This is a genomic window from Nonomuraea sp. ZG12 (assembly GCF_052068115.1).
In the GTDB taxonomy this organism is placed as follows: Bacteria; Actinomycetota; Actinomycetes; order Streptosporangiales; family Streptosporangiaceae; genus Nonomuraea.
Map to the genome: position 1 here is coordinate 103,228 of NZ_JBQHCW010000003.1, position 14,549 is coordinate 117,776.

The following is a 14,549-nucleotide window of genomic DNA, read 5'->3' on the forward strand; positions in this document are numbered from 1 at the left end:
GTCAGTCGCGCGACCCGGTGACGAAGCGCACGGTGCGGGCCAGGACGTAGCGGTCCTGCGTCAGTGACGACTCCAGGGCCGCCCTGGCCTCGGCCCGCTGGGAGGTCGGGATGCTCTCCAGCGGGGCCCTGCGGGCGGCCGACCAGAGCCAGTCCCACACCTGGCCGGCCTCGATGGCCACCTCGAACACCACGTCCGCGTAGCGGACATCGCTCAGGCCGCCCCCTTGGAGCAGCCCGGTCAGGTCCTCGGGTCCGCCCAGCTTGTGCTGGAACGGAGCGCTGCCCGCGCCGGCGGCGTACGGCTGCAACGCCCGCTCCACCAGCGCGAGCAGTTCGGCCTCGGCCGGGCTCGACCGGACCAGCAGGCTGGCCGCCAGCACCCCGCCGGGCCGCAGCAACCCCGCCATGGAGCGTACGGCGAGGGGCGGGTCGGGCAGGAAGTACAGCATCATCCCGGCGAGCACGACGTCGAACCGCTCGCCGGGCAGTAACTTCTCCGCCTGTTCCGCGTCGCCCAGCAGGGCGATCGCCTGGCTCAGGCCGTGCCGCTCGATCTCGGCGGCGGTGGCGGCCACCATCCCCGGCGCCAGATCGAGCCCGACGACCCGGCCGCTGGGACCGACGGCATGCGCCGCCGGCACGAGCGAGGCACCGGTCCCGCAACCGGCGTCCAGGACATGGTCGCCGGGCGCGGGCGCGGCCCGCCGTACCAACTCGGCGGCGACGGGTGCGAAGAACGGCACGCCGACCCGCTCGTAGGTGCCGGACGCGCGGTCGAACACGCCGGCCATGTAATCCTTGGCATCCATCGGCTTCCCTCACAAGCGCATGATCAGTGATCTTGAGCCTGTCACGGAAGCGGACGATCAACAAGGGCCGAAAGCCGCGGCACCTGCCCCGGCAGGGGTCAACCGCTCCAGCCGGGGACGGCGGTACGGACGGTCAGCGCATGCTCCACCAGGTGGATCAGCGCGCTCTTCACCGACTCCTTCGACCGCGCGTCGAGCCGGATGAGCGGGATGTGCGCCGCGAGCGAGAGCGCGTCCCGCACCTCGGCGTCGCTGTGGGCGTAGTTGCCGTCCCAGCCGTTGATGCCCACGACGAACGGCAGCTGCGCCTCTTCGAAGTAGTCGATGGCCGGGAAGCTGTCGGCCAGCCTGCGGGTGTCGACCAGCACCACCGCGCCGATGGCACCGCGTACCAGGTCGTCCCACATGAACCAGAACCGGTGCTGACCGGGCGTCCCGAACAGGTAGAGGATCAGGTCACGGTCCAAGGACACCCGGCCGAAGTCCATCGCCACCGTGGTGGTCGACTTCAGCGGGGTCATACCGAGATCGTCGATCCCGGCCGAGGCGTCCGTCATCACCGCCTCCGTCGTCAGCGGCATGATCTCCGAAACCGCACCGACGAACGTCGTCTTGCCCACGCCGAAGCCACCGGCCACCACGATCTTCGTCGAGGTCAACCCCGGACTAGAGCCTGCGAAGTCCACTGAGCACCCTTTCCAGCAAGTTGACATCCGGCCGGCCCGCGTCTTCCAACGCGGGCTGGTGCACCCGCACCAGTCCTTCGGCCGCCATGTCCGCGATCAACACCCGAACGACACCCAAGGGAATACGCAGCAGGGCCGACACCTCGGCCACCGAGCGGACCTGCCGGCAGAGCTGGCTGATCGCCTGATACTCCGGCGTGATGTGGGAGAACTCCCTGTGCTCAGCCGTGGCCGAGGACACCAGCGCCTCCATCGCGAGCTTCACCCGCGGCGCCGTCCGCCCCCCGGTCACCGCGTACGGACGCACCGGCGAGGCCGGGTCAGCCTGTAACCGCGGCTGGGACTCGGGCTCCCAGCCACCGCTGTTCCACCGTGGATCCGTCACCACATCACCTAGTCTGGCTCGCGCGCAGCTCCGCACGGACCGCCGGTGTCAGCACCTGACCGGCACGGTCCACCATCAGCGTCATCTGATACGCCACCAGTCCCATATCACAATCAGGGGCTGCTAAAACCGCTAAGCATGAACCATCTGAAATCGACATGATGAGCATCAGCCCCCTTTGCATTTCGACGATCGTCTGATTGACCACGCCGCCCTCGAACACCCGGGCCGCGCCCTGGGTGAGCGACACCAAGCCGGACGCGATGGCCGCCAGCTGGTCCGCCCGATCCGCCGGGAAGCCCGACGAGGCCGCCAGCGGCAGCCCGTCGGACGACACGACCACCGCGTGCGCCACTCCTGGCACGGTGCTGACGAAGTCGGTGATCAGCCAGTCGACGCCACGCGCCGCATGGCTCAGCTCGTTCATATGTTCTCCTCCGGATCGTCTCCGCCGTCCACCGCCCGCATCGGGCCGCCGAAGCCGGACCCGGTGGCGCGCCCGCCGTTGATGTCCTCGCGCGCCGCGCGGAAGCCCTGCTGGAAGTTGGACAGCCGCGACCGCACCCGGTCCGGGGAGACCGAGGGCACCGGTGAGACCCCGCGCGGAGAGTTGACCGTCTCCGCCGAGCCCGGCACCAGGTTCGCCTTCGGCACCCGCTTGGGCAGTCCCGCTGCCGTCGCGCCGCCGCGCGCCGGTTCGACCGCGGCCTTGGCCGCCGACCAGCCCTCGTCCGCCTTCTCCGAGCTCCAGACCGCGCTGCTTCCGCCGCGCTCGAACCACGCGGATTCGACGGCGGCGAAGATCGGCAGGTAGTCGTCTCCAGCGGGCTTCAGTCCGGGGTCGGTCGTCGCGCCCTGCTCGATCTCGGGGAAGTCGTACCTGGGACGCTGCGGCGGGTCGATCCGCTCGCCCTTCGCCCAGCTCGGCGGCTGGCCGGGAGCGGGGCGCCGGGGCAACTGGTCGCCGTTCCAGCCGGGCTCGCGCGGGGGCAGCCAGACGTCGGCGGAGTCGAAGCCGCCGACACCGGCCCCGGGTCCGGGGCCGCGCGAGTCGACCGGCCAGCCGCTGCCGTTGCTGCTCCCGCCACCGCCCCCTCCGGCACCACTGCCACCGCCGTCGCTCGGCGGCCAGGGTGGGGCGGGCCAGCCGGGGCCGTCGGGGTTGGACGGGTAGGACGGGTGGGCCGGGCCCATCTGGTAGGGCCCCGCACCGAACTCCGGCATGGGGGCCGCGTGCGGTCCCACGTACGGCTGCTCCTCGCGAGGGCCGCTGGAGGCGCCCGCGAGAGCGGCCGGCTGGGCGAGCAGTGACTCGGGCATGAGCACCATGGCGGTCAGCCCGCCCGAGCCGTGCGGTCGCAGCTGCACCCTGATGCCGTGCCGGTGCGCCAACCTGGCGACCACGAACAGGCCCATCCTGCGCGAAACCGACACGTCCACGCTGGGCGCGTCGGTCAGCCGCTCGTTGGCCTGGGTGAGCTCCTCGATGGTCATGCCGATGCCGGAGTCGGTGATGGACAGCATCACGCCGCCGCCGTCGATCCGGCTGCCGGACACCGTCACGCGGGTCTCACGAGGGGAGAACGACAGCGCGTTCTCCACCAGCTCGGCCAGCAGGTGGATGATGTCATTGACGGCCTGCCCGGCGATCGAGACGCCGTCGGGCACCTGCAGCACCACGCGCTCGTAGTTCTCCACCTCCGACAGGGAGGCGCGGGCCACGTCCACGAGCTTGACCGGCTGGCTCCACCTTCGCGGCGGGTCCTGACCGGCCAGGACCAGCAGGTTCTCGCTGTTGCGGCGCATGCGGGTGGCCAGGTGGTCCAGCTTGAACAGGTTGCCGAGCCGCTGTTCGTCCTGCTCGCCCTGTTCCAGCCCGTCGATCAGGGTGATCTGCCGCTCCACCAGCGTCTGACTGCGGCGGGACAGGTTCACGAACATCGCGTTGACGTTGCTGCGCAGCCGCGACTCCTCGCCCGCCAGGCGGACCGCCTCACGGTGCACCTCGTCGAAGGCCCGCGCCACCTCCCCGATCTCGTCGTGCGTGGTGACGCCGATCGGCACCACCGGACCGGCCACGCCGTCCGCGCTCTCCCGCAGCTTGCGCACGGTCTGCGGCAGGCGCTGGCCCGCTACCTCCAGGGCCTCGCGGCGCAGCTTGCGCAGCGGCCTGATCAGCGATCGGGCGATGAGCGCGATGATGGCGAGCACCACGACCAGCAGGATGAGGATGAGCACGCCGGAGACCAGGGCGGTGGTGTTGGCGCCGTTCTCCAGAGCGCGGGCGCGCAGGATGACCGCGGCGGCCAGCCCCTTCTCCACCTCGCGCATCGCGTCGATCTTGCCTGTGCTGACGTCGAACCAGGTGGCCACGTCCCTGGCCGGTCTGGTGCCGATGCTCAGCGGTTTGCTCTCCGACGACTGGGCGATGGCCCGCAGCCGGAACAGGTCGGTCTGGTCGACGTCCCGGCCGACGACGCTGTTGCGGTAGAGCTCCAGCTGCTCCTGGGAGGCGAGGGTGGCGAAGAGGGTCTGCTCGCTCTCCTCCCGGGCCTTGGCGGCGGTGAAGGAGTCGAGCTCGCCGGCGTCGAACCCCTTCTTGTCCAGGGCACTGGCCAGGATGCCGCGCTGCTTGGAGGCCTGCTCCTTGGCCCGCGCGATCGCCGCCCCGGCGCCCGCGCCACGGGAGACCTGGTCGTCGACCGCGACCTCGCCGACCTGGTCGTGGAACTGGAGGAGGGAGGAGATGATCTGGGAGTACTTGGAGATCGTCGGCAGCGGCTGGATCTTCCCCTTGACCGCGGTCTCGCGCAGCGTCGCGACCTCTTCCAGCCGCCGCAGCACCGAGCGCACCGCCGCCTCGTGGGTGCCGGCGAGCACCGTGGCACGCTGCTTGGCCGCCAGGACCAGGTCGTCGACCCCGTCATAGGTGTTGCGGAGCTGCGGCTCGCTGGCCGGGGGGCGGCCCTGGGCGATGTAGAGAGCGGTCTGGTCACGTTCGAAGGCCAGTTCGTGGCTGACGGCGCCGAGAGCCTCGCTGAACTCGGCGACCTCTCGCAGTGTCTGGTAGGTGTCGGCGTCCCGGAGCGAGGTGAACACGCTCAGACCGCCTAACGCCACGGCCACCGCCGTGGGTACGACGATCAGCGCGACGAGTCGCGATCGGACGTGCCAGTTCCCCAGCCCGAATCTTCTCGTAGAAGGCTTGGGCACCCGGCGCTTCTGATGGCCGTGCGCCTCGCGGTCAGCGGTAGCTCCAGCGTTCTGCGTAGTCACTGCCTTCGCAACCTCTCGCCCCAGAGGGGAAATCTCGATCACCATGCTTGCTCGTCGCATGCGGGGCTCTGTGTACTATCGAAATGAGGGCCATTTGAGCATACGACGATGACCGGGATCAAACATCAGGAAATGTCACACTGTGCATATCCCTATTTGTCGCACATGACAAGACCGGTCCGCCACGCTGAATAGCAAAACGGACTGACTCGTCTCAGCTCGCATGAGCCGATCTTCGACTCGCCCCACCGGCATCCGCTTCCCCGGGCGTCACCTCCTTCCCCTGAGGGCACGAACCGCGCCATATTAGGCGAAAGCACGAAGACTGTTTACTGGTCGGGTCAATCCTTACGATATAGCGCCAAACTGGCGATGCAACCACAAGTGTTATTTTCTCGATGATGGCGCATCATGTGGTGCTACCGTCAGGTCCTGTCGTGCGCCATGCACACTGTCCCGCGAGTAACCCCAGTAACATTCACCCCTCCTTCCCCTCCAGGCTCCACCTCATCGTGTGAAGGGAGTCCAAGACATGAGGCTTGGCCGTCCCGCCCGGGCCGCCATCATCGGGTTCGCCCTGGCGCTAGGAGTCGCCGCCTGCGGCGGCGGATCCGACACAGCCAGTCCACAGACGTCCGCCGCCGCCGGTAACGGCGGCTTGGAGAAGACCGAACTGAAGGTCGCCGCCCTGCCGGCCATCGACAGTGCCGCGCTGTTCGTCGCCATTGATCAGAAACTCTTCGAGAAGGAGGGGCTCAAGGTCACGCCGGAGATCGTCCAGTCGTCGCCCGAGGCCATTCCGATGATGCTCAACGGCGAGATCGACGCGATGTTCGGCAATTACGTGTCGATGTTCCAGGCGCACGATCAGGGCGCGCTGAAGCTGCGGATCCTGGCCGAAGGATCGCGCGCCGCACCGGACTCGCTGAGCATCATGGCTCTGCCTGACTCACCGATCAAATCCGCCAAGGACCTCGAAGGCAAGACGATCAATGTGAACGTCCTGCGTAATTTCCAGGAACTCGCGCTCACCCAAGTCCTGAAAGCCAACGACGTCGACCCGACGAAGATCAAGTACGTTGCCGTGACGTTCCAGAACATCATGCCCGCGTGGCAAAAGGGACAGCTCGATGCCGCATATTTGGGCGAGCCGATGGTAACGGCGGCGACGTCCTCGATGGGCGCCAGAAAGATTCTCGATCCCGCCTCCGGCCCCGCGGCCGAATTCCCCATCTCCGGCTATATCGGCACGCAGGAGTGGTACGACAAGCATCCGAAGACCGCAGCCGCATTCCAGCGGGGGCTGCACAACGCGGCCAAGATGATGGAGAACAACCGTGAGGTGGTGGCCAACGTGCTGCCGAACTTCACCCAGATCGACAAGGACACGGCCGCGACCGTGACGTTCCCCTACTTCTCCAGCTCCGACAACCCGGTCCGGCTGCAACGCGTGGCCGACTGGATGCTGGAGGCCAAATGGCTCAGCAAGGAGATCGACGTCAAGTCGTTGATGTCCCCCACCACCTCCGGGTGAGCGCCCGGACCCGCACCCGTGACCGCCCGTCCACGACCACCGCACGGTGGTCGCGGCGGGCGGTCGGGGTGCTCGCCTTCGCCGCGCTGTTCGAGGTGCTCGGCCGGGCCGGGCTCGTCGACGCCGGCTTCCTGCCGCCCACCTCGGTGATCCTCCTGCGCGCCGGCGAGCTGCTCTTCGATCCCGCCTTCCGCGCGCACGCGGCGACCAGCATGCTGGCCTGGGCCATCGGCCTCGGCGTGGCGGCGCTGATCGCGGTGCCGCTCGGTCTGCTGTTCGGCAGCGTCCGGCTGATCGACGCGGCGACCCGGGCGATCGTCGAGTTCCTCCGCCCCATCCCGTCGGTGGCGCTCATCCCCCTGGTGGCGCTGGTCATCGGGACGGGCCTGCAGCTGCGCATCACCCTGGTGATCTACGCCTCCCTCTGGCCCATCCTCTACAACACCATGTACGGCCTGCGCGGCGTCGACCCGGTCGCCAAGGAGTCGCTGCGGTCCTACGGCTTCCGCGCTCCGGCGGTGCTGTGGTGGGTATCGCTGCCGTCGGCGGCGCCGTTCATCATGACCGGGTTCCGGCTGGCTACCGGGGTGGCGCTGATCCTCACGGTCAGCACCGAGATCGTGGCGGGCCGGGGCGAGGGCATCGGGGTGTTCATCTTCTTCGCGGGCATCGCGGTGCCGGCGAGGATGGACGACATCCTGGCCGGGGTCGTCTGGGTGGGGCTGTTCGGGGTGGTCGTCAACGCGCTGCTGGTCGCGGCCGAGCGACGGCTCTTCGCGTGGCAGCACGCCAGGCTCGGGGCGCCCTCCGGCGCGACGGTCGCCGTGGGAGCCGGGCGGTGATCGCGGTGAGAAGGGCGGCCGCCGTCCGTGTGAGCGCGGTCCGTGTGGGCGCGGTCAGGACGTTGAGGGCGGTGCGCGCGGTCATCGGCCGGCTCGCGCGGGCGCTCGCCTCCCGGTGGCTGCTACTGGTCGTCCTGGTGGCGGCGTGGGAGTGGGGTACGACACTCGCCGGCAGCGCGTTCTTCCCGCCACCGTCCACGATCGTGACCCGGATGCACGCGATGTGGTTCTCCGGCCCGCCCGGAAGGCTCTTCCTGACCGACATGGCCGTCGAGAACGTCCTGCCCAGCCTGGGCCGGATGGCGGGCGGCCTGGCGGGCGGCGCGGTCATCGGCGTCGCTCTCGGGCTGGCGCTGGGGCTGTCGGCCAAGGCGTACGACTATCTCGACGGCGTCCTGCAGTTCCTGCGCGCGATCCCGCCCCCGGCGCTGGTCACCGTCTTCCTGGTGGTGTTCGGGTTCGGGCTGCGCATGCAGCTGGCCTTCATCGTCTTCAGCATCCTGTGGCCGGTGCTGCTCAACACCGCCGACGGCGCCCGCTCGGTGGAGCCGCTGCACCTGAACACCGGGCAGGTGTTCCGGCTGTCGCGGGCGCAGCAGGTCTACCTGATCGTCCTGCCCTCCGCGCTGCCCAAGATCTTCGCCGGGCTGCGCCTGGCTCTGTCCCTGTCGCTGATCGTCACGGTCTTCGCTGAGCTGCTGCCCGGCACCACCAACGGCATCGGCTTCCAGCTCACCGTCGCCTACTCCACCTTCAACCTGCCGGCGATGTGGGCGGGCATCCTGCTGCTCGGCATCCTCGGCTATCTGCTCAACGAACTGTTCCTGGTCGCCGAACGCCGCGTGCTGGCCTGGCACCACAGCGCCCAGCGGGTGGAGGTGTGAGCCGATCTCACAGTCCTTCGGTCACCCACCGGCTGCGGGGCGCGGCGTAGGGAGGCGTGTCCACACCCCAGGAGGAGATCCAGGTCGGCATGATCGCCAGCCAGATCGGCTCGAACCTGGGGTTCAGCTCCTCACCGCCCTGGAGGTGGACCCTGCCGACCCCGTGGACGGCGACGCCGCGGGGCCCGTCGTCGGTGAAGTCGTCCACCACGAGGGCGACCTGCTCGTTGTGCCGGACGTTGTGCCGGTAGCGGCGGGGACGGACGCCGTCGGGCAGCAGGTGGGAGCCGATCGCGAGCAGATTGCGCTCGGGGTCCAGCTTGAACCGGACGGGAACGACGTGGGGCGCCCCGGCGGCCGTGGCCGTCGCCAGCCTCGCCAGGTCGTGGGTGCGCAGGTAGGCGAGCTCCGCCTCAGTGAAGCCATTCATCAGGCACCACACACTACTCACGCGCGCTGGCCATAGTCATGTGCAAGATATGACCCCTTCGATAGAGTCGGCCTGTTATCGCTGGACTCGGCCCTAGGAATTCATTTTGCTGGAGATAGAGAACCTCACGCACATATATGGCGGCGGTGGGCCGAACGAGCATCACGCCATCGACGGGCTCGACCTCAAGGTGGCCGACGGCGAGCTGCTGTGCATCGTCGGGCCCTCCGGCTGCGGCAAGTCCACGTTGCTGCGCTCCATCGGCGGGCTGATCACGCCCACGGGCGGGCAGGTCAAGGTCGACGGCGTGCTGGTGAAGCAGACGCCCGCCAACCTGGCCGTGGTGTTCCAGGACTACAGCCGGTCGCTGTTCCCCTGGATGTCGGTGGCCGACAACGTCGCGCTGCCGCTGCGCCGTAAGGGTCTCGACCGGCGCAAGCGGCGTGAGGCGGCGCAGGAGGCGCTGGCGTCGGTGGGGTTGACGGACGCGGGCCGGAAGTATCCCTTCCAGCTCTCCGGCGGCATGCAGCAGCGGGTGGCGATCGCCCGCGCGCTCGCCTACCGGCCGACCCTGATGCTCATGGACGAGCCGTTCGGCTCCGTCGACGCGCAGACCCGGGAGGATCTGGAGGACCTCGTACTGGAGGTGCGCCGGCTCCACCAGATGACGATCGTGCTCATCACGCACGACATCGACGAGAGCGTGTACGTCGGCGACCGCGTCGTGGTGCTGTCCAAGGCGCCCGCGCACGTGGTCGGCGACCTGAACGTGGAGCTGCCGGGGCCCCGCGACCAGATCACCACCCGCGAACACCCTGACTTCGTCCACCTGCGGGCCGAGGTCGGGCGGCTGGTGCGCGGCCACACGGTCGCGCACTGATCCACGTACTGATCGATGGGGATCGTTCGCCGCCTCAGCGGTGCCCGCGGCACCGCTGAGGCGCTCGGATCACGCCGGAGCGTGCGAGTGACGCGTCAGCGCGTGCTCCACGAGGGTGATCAACGTGGTCTTGACCGCGTCCCTGGATCGGGCGTCCAGGCGCACGACGGGGGTGTGCGAGCCCAGTGACAGCGCTTCGCGCACGTCGTCCTCCCCGTGCGCGAACTGCCCGTCCCAGCCGTTGATCCCGATGATGAAGGGCAGCTTGGCCTCTTCGAAGTAGTCGATGGCCGGGAAGCTGTCGGCCAGCCGGCGGGTGTCCACCAGCACCACCGCGCCGATCGCGCCACGCACCAGGTCGTCCCACATGAACCAGAACCGGTGCTGACCGGGCGTGCCGAACAGGTAAAGGATCAGGTCACGGTCCAGCGACACCCGGCCGAAGTCCATCGCCACGGTCGTGGTCGTCTTGTTCGGCGTGAGCGAGACGTCGTCGACCCCCGCCGAGGCGTCGGTCATCACCGCCTCCGTGGTCAGCGGCAAGATTTCGGACACCGCTTTCACGAACGTCGTCTTGCCAACGCCGAACCCGCCGGCCACGACGATCTTCGTCGAGGTCAGGCCGGCGCTAGAGCCTGCGAAGTCCACTGAGCACCCTTTCGAGCAAGTTGAGGTCCGGCTTTCCCGCTTCCAGCGCAGGCTGGTGCACGCGGATCAGGCCTTCCGACGCCATGTCGGCGATCAGCACCCGGACCACCCCAAGGGGCTGGTGTAAGAGGGCTGAGATCTCAGCAACCGATCGGACGTTCCGGGTCAGCTGAATGATCGCCTGATACTCCGGACTTAATAGAGAAATATCTTGATATTCGGACGTCACCGAGGACACCAGCGCCTCCATGGCGAACTTCATCCGCGGCGCAGTCCGCCCCCCGGTCACGGCATAGGGCCGTACCAGGGAGCTCGACTTCGGCGGACGGGGAGCCGACGGATGCGGCGGAGTGCTATCACCAGCCCAACCCTGACCTGACACCATGATCTCCTGTCACCGCCCGTCTAGCGGGGGCGGGCCGCCTGCAGTTCGGCGCGTACGGCCGGTGTGAGCACCTGGCCCGCACGCTCGACCAGCAGCGTCATCTGGTAGGCCACCAGGCCCATGTCGCAGTCGGGTGCCGCCAGCACCGCGAGACAGGACCCGTCGCTGATCGACATGATCATCAACAGTCCACGCTGCATCTCGATGACGGTCTGGGTGACCATGCCGCCCTCGAAGACGCGGGCGGCACCCTGGGTCAGACTGATCACACCTGAGGCGACAGCGGCAAGCTGGTCGGCTCTGTCCTTGGGGAAACCTTCGGAGAAGGCCAGAGGCAGGCCGTCTGACGACACCACGACGGTGTGCGCCACACCAGGCACGTTGTTGACAAAATCGGTGATCAGCCAGTTGATGCCACGCGCTCCCTGGCTCAGTTCTCTCATTGCTGCTCCTCCTCATTCTCGTCTCCGCGGGTGAACGCGCGGCCTTGCCGTACGCCTTGCTGGAAGCTGGACAACCGGCTTCGCAGCCGTTCGGGAGAGATCTGCGGGGCCGGCGAGGTGACTGGGGGTTCAGCCAGGCTCGCCGTTCCGGGCACCAGGTTCGCCTTCGGGACGCGGCGCGGCAACCCGGACGCGGTGGTGCCGCCCTTGGCGGGCTCGGCCGCCGCCTGTGCCGCCTGCCAGCCGCTGTCCGCCGGCGAGGTCCACGACGGGGTGACACCCGACTCACCCGGCCTGCGCTGCGGCAGCGCGGGCTTGTCCAGCGACGCGGGCTGATCCGCCGACGCTGCCTCGACCGGCCGGACCGCGGGCTGCGCCTGCGTCTCCGGTTCGGGGTCGGGCTGGCGGGGGGCGACCTGCTCGGGTTCGGGCCGGCGGAACCAGTCCGATCCGACGGAGGAGAAGATCGGCAGGAACTCCTCGCCCTGCTCCTCGATCGGCGAACTGCGCACCACGGGGAGCGGGCCGGTCAGGTCCTGCGAGGAGTATTCGCCGGGCCCGAACGGGTTGACCGCCGCGTGGCCGTTCTGCGGGATCGACTCGGGGGCCTTGGGGCCCTCGGCGAAGGACGGCCAGCGCTGGTCGTCACCCGCGAGCGAGTTCCACCGCTGCTCGTCGGCCGCGAACGGCGACGGGCGCTGCTCCTCGCCGAAGGGCCGCTGCGGAGGCTGGGGAGGCTGCTGGCCGAAGGAGGTCCAGCGCGGCTCCTCCTGCGGCTGAGCGGGCGGCTCCGTGGCGAACGACGGCCAGCGGGGCTCGTCCTGCGCCAGCGGAGGGGGCTCCTCGGCGAACGACGGCCAGCGCTGATCGCCGAGCGCCGGCGCCGGCGGGGGCGTCTCCTCGGCGAACGAGGGCCAGCGGGGCTCGTCCTTGGCCGGCGCGGGCGGCACCTCGCCACCGAAGGACGGCCACGACTGCTCCTGCTGCTTCTGCGGCTCGGGGAACGGCGGCCAGGCCTCGCCCCCGGGCGCGGGCAGCGAGCCGGGCCACTGCGTGTCCATCGGAGCGCTGTCCTTGCCCCTGATGTCGGTCGTGTCCAGCCCGGGCGGCATCGAGGCCAGGCCGGGCGGCGCCGCGTAGACGCCGGAGCCGTTCGTCGCCGGGCTCTGGTCGAACATGGCGGGGTCGAAGTTGGTGAACGCGTCGTACTGGGAGCGCTGCTGCGGCCCGCTGCCCGGCGTGCCGGCCAGCAGCATGTCGGGCAGCATGACCATCGCGCTCAGGCCGCCGCGCTCGCGCATCAGCAGCTGCACCCGGATGCCGTGGCGCAACGCCAGGCGGCCGACCACGAACAGGCCCATGCGCCGCGACACCGCGACGTCCACGACGGGCGGGTTGGCCAGTCGCCAGTTGGCCTCGGCCAGCTCCTCGGGGCTCATGCCGATGCCCAGGTCGTTGATCGTCACCAGCACGCCGCCCTCGTCGACGGCGCTGGTGACCTGGACCTTGCTCTCTCGCGGCGAGAACGACACGGCGTTCTCGATCAGCTCGGCCAGCAGGTGCACGGCGTCGGTGACGGCCGGGCCGGCGACCATCGGGCCGGACGCGATCTGGATCTGGACCCGCTCGTAGTTCTCGACCTCCGACAGGGAGGCGCGGGCCACGTCGACCAGGGGGACCGGGTCACTCCACTTACGCGCGGCCTCCTGGCCCGCCAGGACCAGCAGGTTCTCGCTGTTGCGGCGCATACGGGTGGCCAGGTGGTCCAGGCGGAACAGGTTGGCGAGCCGGTTCTCGTCCTCTTCACCCTGCTCCAGGCCCTCGATGAGCTGGAGCTGCCGCTCGACCAGCGTCTGGCTGCGTCGCGACAGGTTGACGAACATCGAGTTGACGTTGGCGCGCAGCTTGGCCTCGTCGCCGGCCAGCCGGATCGCCTCGCGGTGGACCTCGTCGAAGGCGCGGGCCACTTCCCCGATCTCGTCCCGGGTGTCGATGCCGACCGACGGCACCTCGGGCACCCGGGCCGCGTCGCCAGACTCACGCAGCACGCGGACGGTCTCGGGCAGCCGGGTGGTGGCGACCTGGAGGGCCTCGGCCCGCAGCCGCCGCAGCGGGCGGACCAGCGAACCGGCCACCCGGGTGGTGATCACCAGCACGAGGAGCAGCAGGACCAGGATGATGGCGCCGGAGATGATGGCGTTGCGCTGCTCGGTGTCGCTGAGCTCGCGGGTCTGCGTCACGATCTTGGTGGCCAGGCCGTCCTCGACCTTGCGCATGGCGTTGGTGGTCAGCAGGGTGCTCTCGTACCAGAGATTGATGTCCCGGCGTGAGGTGGTGTCGAGGTCCCGGATGCGCGCGTACTCGCGCAGCTGGGCCAGGGCCCGCTGGCGCATGGAGTCGGCGCGGTCGATCTCGATGCCGCGCACGGCCTGCGAGTAGGCCTTCAGGTCCTGCGGATCGGCCTCCTGCTCGAAGGCGGCGAGTTCGGCCTGCTGACGGTTCCACGAACCCAGGAAGTCGGACAGGTCGTCGTAGTCGAGCGACCGCTCCTCCAGCGCGACGATCATGATGCCCTGCTGGCGGGAGACCTCTTCCTTGGCCCGCTGGAGCGCGCGCAGCGCGTTCACGTCGCCCTGGAGGTCTTCGTCGTTGACGCCCTCGCCCAGGTCGGCCTGGAGCGCGGCGAGGACCTCGATGAGCCGCGAGTAGGTGCTGATCGAGGCTCGGGGCGGGACGCTCTGGCCCAGGAACGACTCACGCAGCCCCTTGAGGCCGTTGAGCCACCGGTTCATCTCGGCGACCTCGGCGCGCACCCGCGCGGAGTGGGAGGCGTCGATGGTGGCCGAGGCCTCCAGCACGCGCTGCTTGGCGGCGTCGACCGTGCCGCGCTGCGTGCGCAGCTGGGTCATCCGGCCGGGACGCCGGTCGTCGGCGACGTACCACGCGGTGAGGGTACGTTCCTTCCCGAGTTCGTGGGAGAGCACGCCGACGCGCTGCACCAGCTCGGCCACCTGGGTGAGCCGGCGGTACTCGCTGCTGGTGCCGATGGCGTCGGCCAGCTGGATGCCTGCGAGCAGCACACCCACGATCGTGGGAATGAGGATCAGCGCCACCAGCCTCGAGCGCACGCGCCAGTTCGCCAGCCGGAACCGTCCGCCTGTGTACTCCCCCGGCCTCGTGTGCTTGGGGTTTTCCGTCCTCACTGACTCTCGCAACCTCTCGCCGTTACGTGCTCGAAGGAAATCAGACACGCGTGTGGCGCATGGGATTCTGCCGGGCTGGGTAATTGGAACACAACCCGTACCAGATCGGCCAACCGAACATATCCCATCAAAGTCTCCCAAA

At 69.3% G+C, this 14,549-nt stretch carries 14 protein-coding genes; 4 read left to right on the forward strand and 10 right to left on the reverse strand.

The window, feature by feature from the left end:
• Position 1 precedes the first annotated feature (1 nt).
• The 5 genes from ACTMTF_RS12300 to ACTMTF_RS12320 form a co-directional block, all read right to left on the reverse strand.
• A complete protein-coding gene (locus ACTMTF_RS12300) occupies positions 2-811 on the reverse strand; it encodes a class I SAM-dependent methyltransferase (RefSeq protein WP_441110716.1) in 810 nt (269 codons plus the stop codon).
• A gap of 98 nt (positions 812-909) precedes the next feature.
• Positions 910-1,470, reverse strand: a complete 561-nt coding sequence (locus ACTMTF_RS12305; RefSeq protein WP_397009990.1) for a GTP-binding protein — start codon at positions 1,468-1,470, stop codon at positions 910-912.
• Between the two features lie 7 nt (positions 1,471-1,477).
• Positions 1,478-1,882 (reverse strand): DUF742 domain-containing protein, encoded by a 405-nt coding sequence (locus ACTMTF_RS12310; RefSeq protein ID WP_372462240.1) that lies wholly within the window; start codon positions 1,880-1,882, stop codon positions 1,478-1,480.
• A gap of 4 nt (positions 1,883-1,886) precedes the next feature.
• Positions 1,887-2,309 carry a roadblock/LC7 domain-containing protein gene (locus ACTMTF_RS12315; protein WP_336208249.1) on the reverse strand — a complete coding sequence of 141 codons (423 nt, stop codon included), beginning with the start codon at positions 2,307-2,309 and terminating at the stop codon, positions 1,887-1,889.
• The gene (locus ACTMTF_RS12320) at positions 2,306-5,095 is read right to left on the reverse strand and encodes a nitrate- and nitrite sensing domain-containing protein (protein ID WP_441110717.1); all 2,790 of its coding nucleotides are present in this window, start codon (positions 5,093-5,095) and stop codon (positions 2,306-2,308) included. Before ACTMTF_RS12320 ends, ACTMTF_RS12315 begins: the two co-directional genes overlap by 4 nt.
• Positions 5,096-5,690: 595 nt before the next feature.
• Here ACTMTF_RS12320 and ACTMTF_RS12325 point away from each other — a divergent pair.
• The 3 genes from ACTMTF_RS12325 to ACTMTF_RS12335 are packed head-to-tail and all read left to right on the forward strand — an operon-like array spanning position 5,691 to position 8,418.
• A complete protein-coding gene (locus ACTMTF_RS12325; RefSeq protein ID WP_397009995.1) occupies positions 5,691-6,692 on the forward strand; it encodes an ABC transporter substrate-binding protein in 1,002 nt (333 codons plus the stop codon).
• On the forward strand, positions 6,689-7,534 hold the full coding sequence (locus ACTMTF_RS12330) for an ABC transporter permease (protein WP_441110718.1): 846 nt from the start codon (positions 6,689-6,691) through the stop codon (positions 7,532-7,534). The genes ACTMTF_RS12325 and ACTMTF_RS12330 overlap by 4 nt, the downstream gene beginning before the upstream one ends.
• Positions 7,531-8,418, forward strand: coding sequence for an ABC transporter permease (locus ACTMTF_RS12335; RefSeq protein WP_441110719.1), 888 nt, complete (start codon positions 7,531-7,533; stop codon positions 8,416-8,418). Before ACTMTF_RS12330 ends, ACTMTF_RS12335 begins: the two co-directional genes overlap by 4 nt.
• Before the next feature lie 7 nt (positions 8,419-8,425).
• Here ACTMTF_RS12335 and ACTMTF_RS12340 read toward each other — a convergent pair whose 3' ends face one another.
• Positions 8,426-8,848, reverse strand: a complete 423-nt coding sequence (locus tag ACTMTF_RS12340) for a pyridoxamine 5'-phosphate oxidase family protein (protein WP_441110720.1) — start codon at positions 8,846-8,848, stop codon at positions 8,426-8,428.
• 106 nt (positions 8,849-8,954) lie between these two features.
• On the opposite strand from ACTMTF_RS12340, the gene ACTMTF_RS12345 reads away from it, so the two are divergent.
• Positions 8,955-9,728, forward strand: coding sequence for an ABC transporter ATP-binding protein (locus ACTMTF_RS12345; protein WP_441110721.1), 774 nt, complete (start codon positions 8,955-8,957; stop codon positions 9,726-9,728).
• 69 nt (positions 9,729-9,797) lie between these two features.
• Here ACTMTF_RS12345 and ACTMTF_RS12350 read toward each other — a convergent pair whose 3' ends face one another.
• Genes ACTMTF_RS12350 through ACTMTF_RS12365 form a run of 4 tightly spaced genes read right to left on the reverse strand, consistent with a single transcriptional unit; the run spans position 9,798 to position 14,332 of the window.
• Complete coding sequence (locus tag ACTMTF_RS12350) at positions 9,798-10,376, reverse strand: GTP-binding protein (protein ID WP_441110722.1); 579 nt, start codon at positions 10,374-10,376, stop codon at positions 9,798-9,800.
• Positions 10,357-10,761: a DUF742 domain-containing protein gene (locus ACTMTF_RS12355; RefSeq protein WP_397010007.1), complete on the reverse strand. Its 405-nt coding sequence runs from the start codon at positions 10,759-10,761 to the stop codon at positions 10,357-10,359. The genes ACTMTF_RS12350 and ACTMTF_RS12355 overlap by 20 nt, the downstream gene beginning before the upstream one ends.
• A 20-nt stretch (positions 10,762-10,781) precedes the next feature.
• The gene (locus ACTMTF_RS12360) at positions 10,782-11,204 is read right to left on the reverse strand and encodes a roadblock/LC7 domain-containing protein (protein ID WP_049565005.1); all 423 of its coding nucleotides are present in this window, start codon (positions 11,202-11,204) and stop codon (positions 10,782-10,784) included.
• Positions 11,201-14,332: a nitrate- and nitrite sensing domain-containing protein gene (locus ACTMTF_RS12365; RefSeq protein ID WP_441110723.1), complete on the reverse strand. Its 3,132-nt coding sequence runs from the start codon at positions 14,330-14,332 to the stop codon at positions 11,201-11,203. Before ACTMTF_RS12365 ends, ACTMTF_RS12360 begins: the two co-directional genes overlap by 4 nt.
• Between the last annotated feature and the right edge of the window lie 217 nt (positions 14,333-14,549).